General features: G+C 44.2%; 16 protein-coding genes, 1 tRNA gene, 1 pseudogene and 1 riboswitch. Of the genes and pseudogenes, 12 read left to right on the forward strand and 6 right to left on the reverse strand.

Annotation, left to right across the window (positions count from 1 at the left end; genetic code table 11):
* Positions 1–99 precede the first annotated feature (99 nt).
* From ACIFQN_RS16765 to ACIFQN_RS16785, 5 genes are all read left to right on the forward strand, one after another.
* Positions 100–1569: an aminotransferase class I/II-fold pyridoxal phosphate-dependent enzyme gene (locus tag ACIFQN_RS16765; RefSeq protein ID WP_429834177.1), complete on the forward strand. Its 1470-nt coding sequence runs from the start codon at positions 100–102 to the stop codon at positions 1567–1569.
* Between the two features lie 21 nt (positions 1570–1590).
* Complete coding sequence (hemL, locus tag ACIFQN_RS16770; protein WP_429834178.1) at positions 1591–2904, forward strand: glutamate-1-semialdehyde 2,1-aminomutase; 1314 nt, start codon at positions 1591–1593, stop codon at positions 2902–2904.
* Between the two features lie 5 nt (positions 2905–2909).
* Positions 2910–4133 carry a cysteine desulfurase gene (locus tag ACIFQN_RS16775; RefSeq protein ID WP_429834179.1) on the forward strand — a complete coding sequence of 408 codons (1224 nt, stop codon included), beginning with the start codon at positions 2910–2912 and terminating at the stop codon, positions 4131–4133.
* 689 nt (positions 4134–4822) lie between these two features.
* Entirely contained in the window at positions 4823–4948 is a 126-nt protein-coding gene (locus ACIFQN_RS16780) for a hypothetical protein (RefSeq protein WP_429834180.1), read from the forward strand.
* Between the two features lie 20 nt (positions 4949–4968).
* Complete coding sequence (locus ACIFQN_RS16785; protein WP_429834181.1) at positions 4969–5205, forward strand: redoxin family protein; 237 nt, start codon at positions 4969–4971, stop codon at positions 5203–5205.
* Between the two features lie 50 nt (positions 5206–5255).
* Here the strand turns inward: ACIFQN_RS16785 and ACIFQN_RS16790 are convergent, their stop codons facing one another.
* On the reverse strand, positions 5256–6149 hold the full coding sequence (locus ACIFQN_RS16790) for a LysR family transcriptional regulator (RefSeq protein WP_429834182.1): 894 nt from the start codon (positions 6147–6149) through the stop codon (positions 5256–5258).
* A 124-nt stretch (positions 6150–6273) separates the two neighbouring features.
* Between ACIFQN_RS16790 and ACIFQN_RS16795 the strand changes: the two genes are divergently transcribed.
* The 7 genes and pseudogenes from ACIFQN_RS16795 to ACIFQN_RS16825 form a co-directional block, all read left to right on the forward strand.
* Positions 6274–6900: an HAD family hydrolase gene (locus tag ACIFQN_RS16795; RefSeq protein WP_429834183.1), complete on the forward strand. Its 627-nt coding sequence runs from the start codon at positions 6274–6276 to the stop codon at positions 6898–6900.
* Between the two features lie 227 nt (positions 6901–7127).
* Positions 7128–7340, forward strand: a complete 213-nt coding sequence (locus ACIFQN_RS16800; RefSeq protein ID WP_429834184.1) for a ThiF family adenylyltransferase — start codon at positions 7128–7130, stop codon at positions 7338–7340.
* A 183-nt stretch (positions 7341–7523) separates the two neighbouring features.
* Positions 7524–7596: transfer RNA gene (locus ACIFQN_RS16805), tRNA-Cys, on the forward strand.
* A 36-nt stretch (positions 7597–7632) separates the two neighbouring features.
* Complete coding sequence (gene cyoE, locus ACIFQN_RS16810; RefSeq protein ID WP_429834185.1) at positions 7633–8538, forward strand: heme o synthase; 906 nt, start codon at positions 7633–7635, stop codon at positions 8536–8538.
* A gap of 77 nt (positions 8539–8615) precedes the next feature.
* A riboswitch (cyclic di-GMP riboswitch) is annotated at positions 8616–8700 on the forward strand.
* 143 nt (positions 8701–8843) lie between these two features.
* Complete coding sequence (locus ACIFQN_RS16815) at positions 8844–9155, forward strand: hypothetical protein (RefSeq protein ID WP_429834186.1); 312 nt, start codon at positions 8844–8846, stop codon at positions 9153–9155.
* Between the two features lie 70 nt (positions 9156–9225).
* Positions 9226–9939 (forward strand): hypothetical protein, encoded by a 714-nt coding sequence (locus ACIFQN_RS16820; protein WP_429834187.1) that lies wholly within the window; start codon positions 9226–9228, stop codon positions 9937–9939.
* A 196-nt stretch (positions 9940–10135) separates the two neighbouring features.
* A pseudogene (locus ACIFQN_RS16825) lies at positions 10136–10564 on the forward strand (tyrosine-type recombinase/integrase); the annotation flags it as partial.
* A 299-nt stretch (positions 10565–10863) separates the two neighbouring features.
* Here the strand turns inward: ACIFQN_RS16825 and ACIFQN_RS16830 are convergent.
* From ACIFQN_RS16830 to ACIFQN_RS16850, 5 genes are all read right to left on the reverse strand, one after another.
* Positions 10864–11778 (reverse strand): tyrosine-type recombinase/integrase, encoded by a 915-nt coding sequence (locus ACIFQN_RS16830; RefSeq protein WP_429834188.1) that lies wholly within the window; start codon positions 11776–11778, stop codon positions 10864–10866.
* An 878-nt stretch (positions 11779–12656) separates the two neighbouring features.
* Positions 12657–13355, reverse strand: coding sequence for a DUF4241 domain-containing protein (locus tag ACIFQN_RS16835; RefSeq protein WP_429834189.1), 699 nt, complete (start codon positions 13353–13355; stop codon positions 12657–12659).
* 72 nt (positions 13356–13427) lie between these two features.
* Positions 13428–14135 (reverse strand): purine-nucleoside phosphorylase, encoded by a 708-nt coding sequence (gene deoD / locus ACIFQN_RS16840; RefSeq protein ID WP_429834190.1) that lies wholly within the window; start codon positions 14133–14135, stop codon positions 13428–13430.
* A gap of 127 nt (positions 14136–14262) precedes the next feature.
* Positions 14263–15051: a glycosyltransferase family 2 protein gene (locus tag ACIFQN_RS16845; protein WP_429834191.1), complete on the reverse strand. Its 789-nt coding sequence runs from the start codon at positions 15049–15051 to the stop codon at positions 14263–14265.
* Complete coding sequence (locus ACIFQN_RS16850; protein ID WP_429834192.1) at positions 14975–15862, reverse strand: glycosyltransferase family 2 protein; 888 nt, start codon at positions 15860–15862, stop codon at positions 14975–14977. Before ACIFQN_RS16850 ends, ACIFQN_RS16845 begins: the two co-directional genes overlap by 77 nt.
* Between the last annotated feature and the right edge of the window lie 15 nt (positions 15863–15877).

Genomic DNA, 15877 nt, shown 5'->3' on the forward strand with positions numbered 1-15877 from the left:
TGTTATATAATCAATTGAATTGAACAATGGTCCGGTTCAATTTAAAATCTACAATAAGTTGATCTTGCTATCTCGTTTTGAAAGGAATTGAACAACAATATGGATCATCACCGTACACCAATGTTTACTGCCTTGCTCGAGCATGCGAATCGAAACCCGATTCCATTTCATATACCAGGCCATAAAAAAGGAGAAGGGATGGAAGCCGGGTTTAAAACATTTCTGGGCGAAAATGCCCTGTCCATTGACTTGATCAATATTGCGCCATTGGATGATTTGCACCAGCCTACTGGCGTGATTGACGAAGCCCAACGCATGGCTGCCCATGCTTTTGACGCGGACTATACATTATTTTCCGTGCAAGGAACGAGTAGTGCAATTATAACGATGATTATGTCTGTGTGTGGGCCGGGCGATAAAATTATTGTGCCGCGCAACCTGCATAAGTCGATTTTATCTGCCATCATCTTTGCAGGAGCCAAACCCGTATTCGTCACACCCGAGAGAGACAGACGATGGGGGATCGATCATGGCGTTTCTGTTCGTTCAGTGAAGAAGGCGATTGAAAGACATACGGATGCCAAAGCGGTACTCGTGATCAATCCAACCTATTTCGGTGTATGTACCGATCTGAAAGCCATCGTTGATTTAGCTCATGATTACGGCATACCGGTACTTGTTGACGAGGCGCATGGGGCATTGCTCCACTTTCATAACATGCTTCCGTTATCAGCTATGCAGGCTGGAGCAGATATGGCTGCAACAAGCATGCACAAGCTTGGCGGATCGTTGACACAAAGCTCGCTGCTCCATATTAAAAAAGGGCTCATTCAGCGTGAAAAAGTACAAACCATCTTTAGCATGCTGACAACAACATCGACTTCCTATATTCTTTTGGCCTCCCTGGACGCAGCACGGAAGCATCTTGCCTTGAATGGCTCGAAAGTGGCAGCAAAAGCGATTCAACTAGCAGAATGCGCCAGAGATCAAATCAACCAAATTCCCGGTCTGGCTTCTTTCGGCAGGGAGATTCTGTGGACGGATGCCGCCTTTGATTTCGACCCTACGAAGCTTTCCATACATGTCCGAGAGTTAGGCATTACCGGTTATGCTGCGGAAGAATGGCTGCGGAAGCACTACAATATTGAAGTAGAACTGAGCGATTTGTACAACATCCTTTGCTTAATCACACCTGGTGATTCGACAGAAACGGTAGCTTGCTTGCTGTACGGTTTAGCTGAACTTGCCAAAGCTCATCAAAACTCAAAAGCGGAAGCTGGAGCCATTGATGTCAAATTACCAGAAATTCCGCTGCTTGCTTTGACGCCAAGGGATGCCTTTTATGGGGACGTCGAACTCATACCCTTTGCGCAATCTGCTGGGCGCATCATGGCAGAGTCCGTTTATGTTTATCCCCCAGGTATTCCTATTTTACTGCCTGGGGAAGTCATCGCGGAACAACATATCCGATACATTCATGAGCATCTGGAAGTCGGTTTACCTGTAAGAGGACCACAAGATTTAACTGTAAAAAAAATCAAGGTAGTTATAGAAGCCAGGGCGATTTAGTTAAAAGGGGGGCATCATTCTATGAATCTCAGCGCAAAAAGAATGGATTCCTGTTCCATAGCGGCATTCGAGCAAGCCAAAAAAGTGATACCTGGTGGGGTAAATAGCCCTGTTCGTGCATTTTCAACGGTAGACTTACCGCCTGTTTTTGCGGCAAGAGGTCAAGGGGCGCGCGTCTTCGATATCGACGGCAACGAATTTATCGATTATATCGGATCGTGGGGGCCTTTGATCCTTGGTCATGCTCATCCTGAAGTGGTAGAGGCGATCGGGGAAGCAGCGTTTTACGGAACCAGCTTTGGCTTGTCTACGGAAATTGAAATCAAAATGGCTGAATGGATATGCAGTAGTATGCCGTCTATTGAAATGGTGCGTATGGTTAACTCCGGTACGGAAGCTTCGATGAGCGCATTGCGATTGGCCAGAGGGTTTACAAAGCGGCAAAAAATCGTAAAGTTTCAAGGCGGGTACCATGGACATGCCGATGCGCTATTGATCAAGTCAGGCTCGGGCGCCGCTACCCTGGGATTGCCGGATAGTCCGGGAGTACCCGATAGCGTTGCTGCCTATACACTTACAGCGCCCTATAATAGCATGGACAGCGTCCGCTTCCTATTTGAACAATATGGAGAACAAATTGCTGCTGTTATCGTCGAGCCTGTTGCGGGCAACATGGGGGTTATCCCGCCAGCTCCCGGATTTCTCCAAGGGTTGCGCGAGATTACGAAGCAGTACGGCAGCTTGCTTATTTTTGATGAAGTGATGACGGGATATCGCGTAGGTTTTCATGGGGCGCAAGGGTTGTATGGAATCGATCCGGATCTAACCTGTCTTGGTAAGATCATCGGAGGCGGGTTGCCCGTCGGTGCTTACGGCGGTAAACGCGAGATTATGGAGCAGGTTGCTCCTGTCGGGTCAATCTATCAGGCGGGGACACTATCAGGCAATCCCCTCGCCATGGCGGCAGGATATACAACACTACGACTGCTTGAAGAGCCAGGATTGTATGAGGATTTGGACAGAAAAGCGGCTAGATTGGCAGAAGGTTTTGGACAAAATGCCAAACTGACAGGCATACCGCTTAAAATAAACAGGGTAGGCTCCATGTTTTCTGCCTTTTTTTCGGAGCAGGAGGTTGTTGACTACGATACAGCTAAAGGTTCAAATATGCAGTTATTTAAAGCATATTATGCAACTATGCTGGGGCTTGGCATTTTAACTGCCCCTACACCTTACGAGGTGAGTTTCGTTTCGGCAGCTCATTCCGGAGAGGATATCGAAAGGACGATCAGCGCTCATTATCAAGCACTGACAAAAATCAGCAATAAAGGGTGATGATTTTGGATACTTCTAACATAAGAAAACTTTTCCCTATATTGGGTCAAACAATTAACGGTTATCCGCTTGCCTACCTGGATAGCGCAGCATCAACGCAAAAACCGATTCAGGTGATAGAGACCTTGAAACACTTTTATGAACGAGATAACGCGAACGTCCATCGGGGTGTTCACACGTTAGGCTTTCGCGCAACGGAGGCTTATGAAGGGGCGCGGTCGAAAGTTGCCCGTTTTATCCATGCAGAACGGGTTGAGGAAATTATTTTTACGCGCGGGACAACTTCATCTATTAACCTTGTGGCCAGCAGCTATGCACGAGCGATATGTAAAGAGGGCGATGAGATTGTTGTCTCCGCTATGGAACACCACAGTAATCTTCTTCCTTGGCAGCAAGCAGCAAAGGCGACGGGGGCAGTATTGAAATATATTCCGCTGCAAGCTGACGGAACATTTTCAATCGAAGAAGCGGAGAACACGATTACGGATCGCACGAAAATCGTATCTGTTTCACACATTTCTAATGTACTGGGTGTTGCCAATCCAGTGAAGCAAATCGCAACAATCGCTCATAGGCATGGGGCAGTCGTCATGGTAGATGGAGCCCAGAGCGTTCCGCATATCAAGGTGGATGTTCAAGAGCTGGATTGCGACTTTTATGCCTTTTCGGGACATAAAATGTGCGGGCCAACCGGCATTGGGGTGTTGTATGGAAAAAAAGCTTATCTTGAGCAAATGGAGCCGATCGAATTCGGCGGAGAAATGATCGATTATGTAGGCCTGCATGATGCACTTTGGAAAGAGCTGCCGTGGAAGTTCGAAGGGGGTACCCCGATCATCGCAGGCGCAATTGGCTTAGGCGCGGCCATCGATTTTCTTGAGCAAATCGGATTGGATGTCATAGAGGCGCATGACAAGCAATTGACTAGCTATGCTGTAGAACGAATGAAGCAAATCGAACATTTGACAATGTACGGCCCGGAAGAAGGCCGCTTTGGATTGGTGACGTTTAATTTGGGCACGATTCATCCACATGATCTGGCTACGGTACTGGATATGTATGGCGTAGCAATTCGTGCCGGGCATCATTGCTGTCAACCATTGATGAGACATTTTGGCGCTAGTGCTACGGCGCGTGCCAGCTTCTATTTATACAATACGGAAGAGGATGTAGAGCAACTTCTTCTTGCACTGCACAAAGCGAAAGAATACTTTAAGGAAGTAGAGTAAATATGAGAATTCATTACTTGCAGCATGTTCCGTTCGAATCGCTTGAACGTATCTCGGATTGGGTTATGGAAAAGGCTATAAGCTAACCGGCACTTTATTATATGAAAGCACTCAATTTCCACTTCAGTCGGAGTTCGATATGCTCATCATTTTGGGCGGCCGATAGGGGTGTACGACGTGGAGCGTATTCCGTGGCTTGTCCGTAAGAAGGTGTTTATTAAATTTACGATTCAGCAACAGAAGCTGGTACTCGGCATATGCTTGGGGGAATGACAGCATCCAAAAGCTGATTGAACACTGTGGCGATGAAATTGAATTAGGTACGTATGCCAACTTCCGAGTCAAATGATGGATCAGACGTCTTTCCTGACTCATTCTCGTACACTTTTGATACATTTGCTCGATACCTTGGAAAACAATTATCGAACTTTTCAACAGGGACACGTTATTATTGGCGACTAAGAGAGTTTCGCCGTTAGTTTGTCGGTATAATAGTTTTTGCGATTTTCATTTATTGCAACAGGGATGGGGAAAAGTCGCGATGGCTGAAAAAGGAATTTGGGTCGGGACATCTGACCATGCGGGAAGATGATGGGAAGACCGGCATCTTAGTGACCTACAGATCCCGAGTATCGATCTAGCTGCAACTCAAGGCGCTCCTGTTGATCTTGCTGAAGGTGGCATAACCGTTGTCTACGGAAATCCGGCGTACTAGTCTCGTAATCGGCGGTACTCTGGAAGGCTGGGATATGATCCCTGGTGCACGCAGCTGCACTCCGCAATCCTGTGCATTTCGCGTTCATATCGCGAACTGAAGAGGGTGGGTGTAGAGGGATTGTTCGGTCTTTCTACTCAAGCCACGGACTACCAAAAAGAAGTCGCTGGTCTGCCGTTTCCTTTGTTGTCAGACAGTTCGCTCGCCCTTTCTCGTGTTCTGGAACTCCCACTTTTTGAAGTGGGAGGAATGACGCTCATCAAAAGGCTAACCCTAATCATCGATAATGGAAGGGTTGAGCATGTGTTTTATCCAGTGTTTCCACCGGAGCGAAATGCCTCGGATATGAAGGCGTAGCTTTCATTGCGAAGCACCTAAAATCTGTTACGTTACAGGAATAGAATCACTTATAAGTTTCTGCTTTTAACAGTTGAAACTAATTGTTCAATAAATACACGACTGGCTGCACATAAATGTTTATTTTTACGATATACGATACCAATTTGTGTAGTGAGCACCGGATTTTTAAGCGGAATCGTGCAAATACGTGGATTGTCAATATAATCCAAGTAACCTTTTGGGAGGATAGTAATACCTATTCCTTTGCCAACCATTGTTATGATTGATTCCATTGTTGTCATTTCTAGCACTGGTTGGGGCGTGAATGCCAGTGATCGGCACTGTTCATTAATCGCTTGCCGTAAGAAATAAGTATTTGGTAGTAGAACAGAGGGTGTTTCCTTTAAAATATCAAGCGTCACAAACGCTGCTTGGGCGATGGGATGATCTACAGCTACCGCAAGGGCTAGATTCTCCTTATAAAGCGGGATGGTTTCAAGATCTTCATGCTCCATTGGCAAGAAAACAATTCCCAGATCAAGCTCATTTTGCAACAGCCCGTTATAAATATCTCCGGTTCGCAGACCAAGCACAGAAAGGTTTACATTGGGGTAACTGTTATGGAATCCTATCACCGTTGGAGGAAGCAAGTAATTGACAGCGGTCAGAAGCGCGCCAATTTTCAATGTGCCTTTCTTTAAACCTTGCAGTTCGCTGATTGCTGCTCGTGCCTGTGAGAGTTCATGAAACACATTATAGCCATGATGTAGCAACTCTCGACCTGCTTCGGTAAGCATCGTTTTCTTGCCGACGCGATCAAAGAGAGGCATGCCAATCTCGTGTTCAAGCAAACGAATTTGCTGGCTAAGTGAGGGTTGGGTGATTCCGAGTTTTTCGGCAGCACGGGTAAAGTGTAATTCCTGACTTAAAGTCATGAAGTATTCCAATTGCTTCAGTTCCACTGAACTTCCTCCTTTGATGTTATTGTTATAATGATAGGAATTTTTTATTATTATACGATAAATGATATTGAATTACTAATGGATTATTAGCGGGAATTGTGAGTAAAAAAAGGAGGTTTTTAATATGATTCAAGCCGTTATATTTGATGTCGATGGGACTCTTCTTAATTCAGACCAAGCGATCATTCTGGCTTTGCAGAAAGTTTTAAGAGAAGAAAAGAAAATAGAGTACTCAAGTGAAGAATTAATTCCTGTATTGGGTATGACGAGTGAAAATAGTTTGAACTTCTTGGGGGTTTCGGATGTAAATCGCGTTGCTGAAAAGTTAACGTTTTATGTAAAACAGAATAATCACCTGATGATCCTCTATTCTGGGATTGAAGATATGCTTAAAAAATTGGTGGGAAAAGGTATTCATACGGGTGTTGTTACATCCAAAACACGCGAGGAATTCATAGATGACTTTATGCCTCATAGCATTAGCGAACTCTTCTCACATATTATTTGCGCAGACGACACATTTAGGCATAAGCCTGAACCTGACCCGCTGCTCAAGTATGTAGAACAAACCAAGATCAACCCGACGACGACGCTTTATGTCGGAGATACTGTATTTGATCAGAAATGCGCGAACGGGGCTCAAATCGATTTCGCCTTAGCGATGTGGGGGGCAAAGCAACCAGAACGCACAGTGGCAAAATACAGATTAAATCGACCTGAAGATTTGCTCCATATAGTAGGTTTAGATTGATTTACTAGGAGAATTTCTTAAATAGCAAGTGTGGGAATTCCCCAATTCTTTTCATGCCGATCTGAGCGGATTGTAGGACCGCAACAGTCGATTTCACGAGGAGTGATGAACGAACAGGATGGAGGCGACAGCTAGGTCACATGATCGGTATTGCAGACAGCAAAATTTTCGGCCAATTCGCGCAGCTAGTCAATAAGTCTTGGCGGATGCACATGTGTTGATCGTAAGTGCAGTCGCGCTCCGGTGTCGGCACGATCACGATCATCGATCGCGACTATGTGGAGTGGAGCAATCTGCAGCGGCAGTCGCTGTATGCGGAGAAGGTTGCCATCGATAAACTACCCAAAGCTGTGGCGGGTGCGGCATCCCGTATGCGGGGGGATCAAGAAATTTCCTATGACGCTTTGGCCCTTACCTATATGAAAGAGACAGAGGTATAAAAACACGGGTTTACCATGTTCAAGCTGCTGGAGCAATGCAGTGGTCAACGGACTACTACACCCATTACCAGCTTTTCTAGCACACGAAACCATTTGAAAAGGAGAATCGAAATGATCAGCACCTTTAATTAAGAAAGCTTATCGTGGACCACCTCTGGAATCATCGTTGTTATCATTTCCCATGGAGGTATAGCCAAAAGTAAGGCATGGGTCTGCAAAACCCAGATTTCTGGTTCGAATCCAGATACCTCCTCCAACATCATTTTTTCTGGAAGATATGAGGTGGAACAAAATGGAGAACAGAAGTGGAGCCTCTGGCCATTCGTTAATAGAACCCCAACCCTGGAGGGATTGGATTTCTATTACCAAGCCAGGAATTTTGGTTTCTAATTTATTTTGTGCGTTTGCTGGTTATTGTCTTGCTTCAAGATTGACGTCTGGCGATTTAACATTGATATTCATTTTGTTTGGAACAACATTAGTAGTTGCGGCTGCTTCGATGTTAAATAACTTCTTGGATCGTGTACGAGATTTAAAAATGGAACGGACTCGTGTTCGCCCGTTACCGAGCGGGCGGTTGAAACCTCGGAATGTATTGATAGTTGGGATTATAGCAGGGTTCGCTGGACTGGCTACTTTGTATATTTTCGTTAATCCATTAAGCGCAGCCTTGGGCTTCATTGGACTTTTTGTTTACGTAGTGATCTATACGGCTTGGCTTAAACCGACATCAACCTGGAGTACTTCAATTGGAGGTATTTCCGGATCTATGCCGCCAATGATCGGCTACTGCGGTTTTTCAAATAAGCTGGAACTCGGCGCTTGGCTTTTATTCTTGTTTCTTTTTTTATGGCAACCACCGCACTTTTGGGCACTCGGGATTTTAAAAAAAGAAGAATACCGAGCGGCAGGGTATCCACTACTTCCCGTTATAAAAGGTGTATATCGTACAAAGCTACAGATGCTACCGTATGTTGTGAGCTTATTTTTCGTTAATTATTTGTTATTTGCTTATAATTACGTTGGCGTAGGATATTTGATCGTTTCTGGTGCACTGTTATTAAGTTGGTTGATCTCATGCCTTCATGGGTTGTTTGCCAAAAATGAATCGAGATGGGCTTCAAACAACTTTCGACTTTCTCTTTATTTCCTGACGTTTTCTTTATTGATGATGATGATTGAGATTGCTCTATTTTAGTCAACTGATTGGCATAGGTGCAGCTTACGGCACATTTAAAATGTAAGTGAACTTGCTCTCTATGTTACATCTGCCTTGAAGGATAATGGCAAACCAGATCGAAAGACGGGACGCAAAGCCACTGGTCTTCTTCCTTAGTGCAATGACCGCCGGGTTTCCCCTCTAATCTCAATATTGAAAAATGTGGAGGAATTGAGCGATGGCAATGAGAAAGCAAAATCAATCCCAAGAGCCTCAAGTGAGTGTTGATGTAAAAAAGGTTCTAACTAAATGGGCTATTTAGGTATTGGAGGCTACCCCTGATTTTGATATTGAGGAGGGAGCTAGATTCATTACTGAAGATCACCCTGTATTATCAGCAGCTGGCTGGAGTTGAGATCGTATCTGAAGAGGACATGAACTCTATCAAAAAGCGCTGGTACGAGGAATTTGGTTGGGTAGAAAATGAAGACGATCTTCGTCCAGAACTACTTGATTACGTTGGGGCACTCGTCTTGGATGAACACTACAACGTAAATTGGAAGGAATCCAGCATTCCGAATATGGTTCTAAGTTGGAAAGAAGATGGTCTAGAGGAAACCGAACAAGCAAGAGATATACAACCCCGATCCGAGTAAACCCTTGAGTCCAGTTTATTACGTAACCGTAGATCAAGGGTGCTCTGAAAAAGAACTATACCGGGATATCATGGCTATCCATCAAAAGACGCGAAAAATCATACCTTTCTATTGGACAACCATCGGATTAAATGAGCAAGACAAAGTTACCTTCTGGAATCAGCTCACGTTTATTGTATGTAAGCCTGGCATTTACACTTACCATGACGCGGTATCTTATGTGGAGAATTATCTTGGACAACGAGAAATTCCGGTAAGAGATGAAAGGCCGAGTCAGCAGTTAATTGATAATCTCTATCTTTCCATGACTCCTTCCAGAGCAAGAGCATCTTTGCTTACAAACCCCATACCCCTATCCAATTTATTAAAACAGATTCAGAATCATACAGGCATTGATGAGAAACTATTATGGCTGGCAAGTACCGTTGTCATGAGTAGAGGTTCTGCGGTTTTTGGGCGTACTAGGCTGTCAGAAGCGATCCAGGCATGTTTGGAATATCCGGATACCTGGTTAACGATCTTTCTTGATATGTTTGAAGATAAGAGCGGGGCAGAAGTACGGGACTACCTTATACAAAAAGGGTACCATCCTTCTATCGTACCAGGAGTAATGAAAACGCATGCTGGTGTTACTGATTGGGAATTACTGTGGGGATATAAGCTAGCTAGACATGGTGAGCGAGAGACGATTTTAACTCTTATGCTATTACCTCACCTTCATAATCGTTTACCCATGTTTGTGAGAGAAAAGCTTCAGAAGAATTTAAAGAGGAATGAGGTGTAATAGCCATGGGTAATAAAAAATGGGTTTTTACAAGACTTGGAGAAGCAAAGTGGAAACAAAGTCGCTTACCTGATTATCAAGATGAGGGAAAGAGGTACCCATAACTTGCCTTAGGTATTGTGAGGTATGGGCAAAAAATGGATGGGTGAAAAGTGAGTAAATGTATCTTTTATTTGGCTAATCTGGTCAACCACTTGGTAGTAAAGCACTGAATCGTCTCGCTAACCGGATATCGCTTGATCTGGGTTGGTCGAATGATCAGCGAGTGACTCCCCACGGTTTTAGAGCGACAATTAGCACTGTCCTTAGCGAACGAGGTGTAGAACTGGCAGCCATTAAATTTCTTTTGGGCCATTCTGAACAAGATAATTTACAGTTCTATATTCGACGATACGGAAGGCACATAAGGCTGCTTCACAGGGAACTAGCACGTATAGAAGAGGAATTCTCCCAAGAATCTACTGTCTTTAAAGATTTTCCGATTCCTAACACAACAAGAGACAGTGAATACAAGAAAACGCCAGAAATAACTCGTAAGCTTCCAAAAGAATTACTATTAAAGTTGCTTGATACCGATCCAGAGCTTGCTGTTATTATGATCCAAAAAGGATTAGCACATGTATAAAAGCAAGGGAGCGGGGCAGTATCAGATTGACTTAAAAACTAAATAACAAAAAAGGGTGTAGACCTTAACTCAAGAACAAGTTTCTAATCCTGTACGTTAGAGAAGAGGGGCATTGAAAGAGGACGTTGTTAAATATAGGAAAATATTAGAATTATTTTTTCCCTCACAGATATAACAAATTGAAAATTGAATTTTTTTTCATTACTAAATTCCAGTTCATAAAATAGCAATTTCATGAACTGAAAGCAAAAAAGATAGACCTCCTCTCTACCGGACTATTAGAGGGGAGGTCTATTTCTTTAATAATCAAATCGCAGAGATTCAATCGCTTGTTTCTTTTGTTCCAGGTCAACATGTGTATAGATAGAAGTTGTCGCTAAGCTTTCATGACCAAGAAGTTCCTGCAACGTACGGATATCCACTTTGGAAGTCGCATCTTGGGAGCGTAACAACAGCGTCGCAAATGTATGCCTTAGATGATGCAGCGTAAACCGATGCGGAGGTAAACCTGCAAGTGCAAGGGTTTCTTTAAAGATACGATGCAAGCCCCGCGGATCTAATGAAACGCCAAGATAATTCGTGAAGACCGGTTCTTTTCGGTGCAACCGATAAGGTTCCACCTTCCCACGATACTTCAGGATCAAAGGCAGTACCATCGGGTGAAGAGGGAGGATTCGCTCTTTGTTACCCTTCCCATAGATCCGTAGAGCATTCCATTCCAGATCAATTTGTTCCCAAGTCAAATCAACTAATTCTTGCCGGCGCATACCAGTTGTCGCCAACAGCTTGAAAATCACGTGATTACGCAGCGCGAACTTTCGCTGGTCAGCTTCCAGAAACCGAAAAAGCTGTTGCAGTTCGACTAAATTCATATAGACTGGCAGTTTTTTATCTGTTTTCGGTGCTTGAATGCCTACCATGAACTCATTGGTGATCCAATTTTCCTTTGCACAAAAGCGACAAAAGGATTTTAAGCAAGAAATACGCCTTTGCAGCGTTCTTGGCCGCGTCTGATGCACAATGACCTGGTCTTGCACGAAACGCCGAATCGTCGAGTTATACACGTGCTGCAGCTCAATTATTCCGTGAACTTTCTGTAAGAATGCCTCAAACACGTGTAAATCATACGCGTAACTGCGTATCGTATTGACGGAAACATTCCGCTCAACCTGCATGTAACTCAAAAATTCATCAACCACTTGTCTGACCTGCAAAATGGATCGTCCTCCTGAAAAATCGATTATAAGGACGTAACCGACATTTATGAACCGTCCATGGAGCTTATTGGAACGGGTCCGAAACTTATCCAGACGTTCTTGATAATTATCAGGAACCGTTGCCAATTAGATTCCTGATAATCTACATCATCGGAACCAAGACCATTTAGTTATTGGTACGCTTGGTCTTTTTATCAGTTTACATAATATATATTATCGGACTCAATGTGTAATCGAAAGAACAAGGGAAGAACACCTACCTATTACACCGCATTAGCATCATTCAAGGGAAAACTTCAAACTGCGTTCATGATCAACTATGCAGGCACAATACAATTCATTTAACAAGCCTGCAAGTACCTTGGCTATCATACATACATAAAATCTAACTTTGGCAAATCCGTGCATCTTTCATTTTTAAACACAAACCTTGAGACCATGTTAGATGGCCATCTGTATGCTGCAGTTTAACCCGGGAACCTTGGCTTATTAATCAAATCTAGCCAGTCCATACAGACGTGCAATCAGCACGGACTCTGCATAATCGATTGCCAGTCTAATTCACAAGTAATGTGTCTATAAAAAAATTCAATAATATTAAAATTATGCATTTACAAATATTGTATTTTATCTTATATTATAATTAAGATCACTATAACTAAAATGACCGGAGGCCCTCATGACAAAACAAAACTTGAAATCGAAAACATCCCCTACTACTCCAAAGAAAAGATCTTACGAAGATACCTTAAATAATCTGGCGCTCTACCTGGAGCGAGCCAAGAAAAAATAAAACGAAAAGAGTGCCAAAGGGCGGCACTCTGCTTCGTCGTGTATGGGCCTTCATTACCAAGTAAATAAGATCTGTTTCCTCTTTAGTCCGCTTTTCCCTCGTCGCTTTCCATCCAATCGAACAAGTAAAAATCCGTTACTAAGCGAACAATTTGTCCTTCCTCATCCAACCCAATGTAGCTTGCATAGCTTCCATCTCCCCAACCGGTCGAAAACATCGCGATATTGTTTCCATCTCCGAGATCTTTTACTAGCCAGCTGCGCGTATGTTTATAGGTTTTGTCCATGTCTTTTATAAGTGATTCCAAATACATGTCGTTCTGCTCTATTTCCTGCTCGAGAAGCTGACATGCGCTAGCATCCATGAAAGAACCCGTCCCGGAATCTACTCCATATCCGAAGAATTCGTTAGCCGCTAATTGAGCCACATCCGAATTCTCCCAAACCGCCATCTTCCAGGATGTTACCGGCTTATTAGCGAAAACGATTTGCGCAAACGCGACACGTTCATCCGGCTGCTGTTCGTCTCCTACTTGTGACGCGTCTGCATTTGCTGACACTTTTGCAATGGCCAGCTGAACGGGAAAGACTCCTTTGGGAAACGACAGGGCAAACGGCTCAGTTTCAAACATCACGAGCGGATCATTCGCTACGATCCTGCCTGTTTTTACTTGCAGTTGCCCGATCTCTTGGCAATACAAGCGATATTCGTAATGATCTTGCTGAAAGGTCGTTCCATCTACAAATGCGGTTTCAAAAAGCTTTGGATAAATACTGCTCACAGGTTCATCCTCCTTGAAAAGAAACATCCCACTGATGATGATTAGCCCAGCGGGATGTCAGCTTTCTACGAATTATTTATTTAAAGCTGCTTCGAGAGCCACTTCGATCATTTCATTGAAAGTGGTTTGACGTTCTTCGGAAGATGTTTCTTCACCAGTGATGATGTGGTCACTAACAGTAAGGATTGACAAGGCATTGCGTTTATATTTCGCTGCCAGCGTGTATAGAGCCGACGATTCCATCTCTACAGCCAGCACCTGATAGGCTGCCAATTTTTTGTATAGATCCAGGCTTTCGCGATAGAAACTGTCGCTTGTAAAGATATTTCCTACTTTTACAGACAAGTTTCTTTCAGTAGCTACCTGATAAGCCTTATGTAATAGATTAAAATTAGCCGTAGGCGCGAAGTCGATCTGGTTAAACAACAGGCGGTTTACCTGAGAGTCAGAGGAAGCGCTCATAGCGATAATGACATCCCGTACTTTGATATCTTCCTGGATCGCTCCACAAGTTCCCACGCGAATCAGGTTTTGCACACCATAGGAATCCATCAGTTCGTTGACGTAAATTGAAATAGATGGCACACCCATCCCGGTTCCTTGCACGGAGACACGCTTTCCTTTATATGTACCTGTGAAGCCTAACATGCCACGAACACTGTTATAGCACTCTGCTCCCTCCAGGAATGTTTCTGCAATGTATTTGGCACGAAGCGGATCACCCGGTAACAGGATCGTTTCAGCAATTTGACCTTGCTTTGCTTCAATATGAATACTCATTTAAATCGCTCCTTTCCTTTCAAAAAATTACCTACTAGGATATCCTACTACAAAAACCGAACATTTCAAAATGAAAGTTGCGAAGCCGATGCCCTGTATAGTGACATCGGCTGTTATTACAGCTCCTCTATGGGATTTCACTCACGCATCTCTTGGCCACATACTGAATGGCTTCTATATGATCGCCAAGACTGGTCAAATCTCTCCATGCTTTTTTCCCCTTAAAAAGCCTGCCCCTATGTGCTTGGAGAGCTTCCTTGATACAGTGAGAGCGTTCTATTCGTAAACCTATATCAATGGCCATGGCGTGTGCCAAGGGCGGAATCAGCAAATGCTGAATCCCGATACGGGATGCTGCCGTACGCGTAATGGCAAAGGGTACATCGCACATAGACGACGTTCCAAGTTCATTATGCTCAAGCAAATTGTTTAAATACGTTCGTGCTAGCATTACTGTACTCCTATCAAGCACACCGGGTATCGAGGATGGCTTCGCTCTTTGCAAGGCGATATCAACACCTTTATAGCAAGCGATGGCAAAGGGTTGCAGCTCCTCTGCGTGTATGACCGTATCCGCGTCGAGAAACAACAATACATCACCTGATGCCTCACGAGCGCCAATCGAGCGCCACACATCTTCCCCCAAAGCAAAAGGATAGACATAAACCTTGAGAGTGTATGTGGTATAGGACAAGACAATATCAATCGATTCGTCCCGGCTACCATTTACCACCACGATGATTTCTTTCGGGCAGAGCTTCTCCACTTGTTTGAGCAACTTTCTTACTGTCTTCTCGCTTTGTGAAACACCAAGGATGACGCTTAATCGACTCTGATTCTCATTTTTTTCTCTGACGGTTAAACGGTCGCTCCCCTGTTTTTTTGTGGTTCGAGCGCTTCGTTTTTCGTTTGGCACCCCATCCATCCCCCTCCCTTTCATTGGGTTCCTGATAAAAGACAGAGCGCAAGTGAAGCAGACCCGGAGCCTGCAACAAGATTCTATATCGATCGCCATCGGGCAAGCCGCCACGTGTGCCTTTTTCATGCATAAGGAAGCGGATGGCTTCAGCATGGTCTTGTAAGATAACACGCGTCCTTTTTTTCATAGATGGTACTGTTCCCACATTCCACCGCAAAACAGGAACTGGCAAAATGGAAGTGATGGAAAGATTTAGTTTTACTGCGTAAGCAAGCGCGAGGGGTGGGTTACAGAGTGTATTATGTCCGATTTGTTCAATAGCCCCTCTTTTTATCGCGTAAGGTACGGTGCACATCGATCCTGCACCTAATTCTGCTTTTGCGAGAATATGGTTAAGCAAACGAGCAGCCGTTCGCTGTGCTTGTCGTTTTCGACTGGGAGAAGTAGCTGAATACGACGTTATGACAACATCCCATCCGTTTTTGGCTGTTGTGACGTACTTTTTTAACAACTCAGGAGAAGCGACGACCCTTTCGTCTAAAAATAGGAGGATTTCCCCGCTGGCATGAGTCGCACCGATCGCTCTTCCTTCGTCATACGTAAACGGTACTCCCGTATGAATGATCTTGACACCCGCAGCATGCGCTTTTCGAGGCGTATGAGGTGTCAGACCCGGACAGACCACAATCACTTCCGTAGAAGGAGTAATTTTACGGGCTGATTGAATAAGTCTGCGTATGAATAGTGAATCATCGCTCGCTGGGATGATGACGGACACTTCCGGATGATCGTAGTCTAGACTGTCCATCTCATCCCCCCTTCG

The organism is Brevibacillus sp. NRS-1366, from assembly GCF_050467985.1.

What these genes read in the sequence shown, in the direction of transcription:
- ACIFQN_RS16765 (WP_429834177.1), top strand. Translation starts at nt 100, where the DNA reads ATGGATCATCACCGTACACCAATGTTTACTGCCTTGCTCGAGCATGCG.
- hemL (WP_429834178.1), top strand. Translation starts at nt 1,591, where the DNA reads ATGAATCTCAGCGCAAAAAGAATGGATTCCTGTTCCATAGCGGCATTC.
- ACIFQN_RS16795 (WP_429834183.1), top strand. Translation starts at nt 6,274, where the DNA reads ATGATTCAAGCCGTTATATTTGATGTCGATGGGACTCTTCTTAATTCA.
- cyoE (WP_429834185.1), top strand. Translation starts at nt 7,633, where the DNA reads ATGGAGAACAGAAGTGGAGCCTCTGGCCATTCGTTAATAGAACCCCAA.
- ACIFQN_RS16820 (WP_429834187.1), top strand. Translation starts at nt 9,226, where the DNA reads ATGGCTATCCATCAAAAGACGCGAAAAATCATACCTTTCTATTGGACA.
- deoD (WP_429834190.1), bottom strand. Translation starts at nt 14,135, where the DNA reads ATGAGTATTCATATTGAAGCAAAGCAAGGTCAAATTGCTGAAACGATC.
- ACIFQN_RS16850 (WP_429834192.1), bottom strand. Translation starts at nt 15,862, where the DNA reads ATGGACAGTCTAGACTACGATCATCCGGAAGTGTCCGTCATCATCCCA.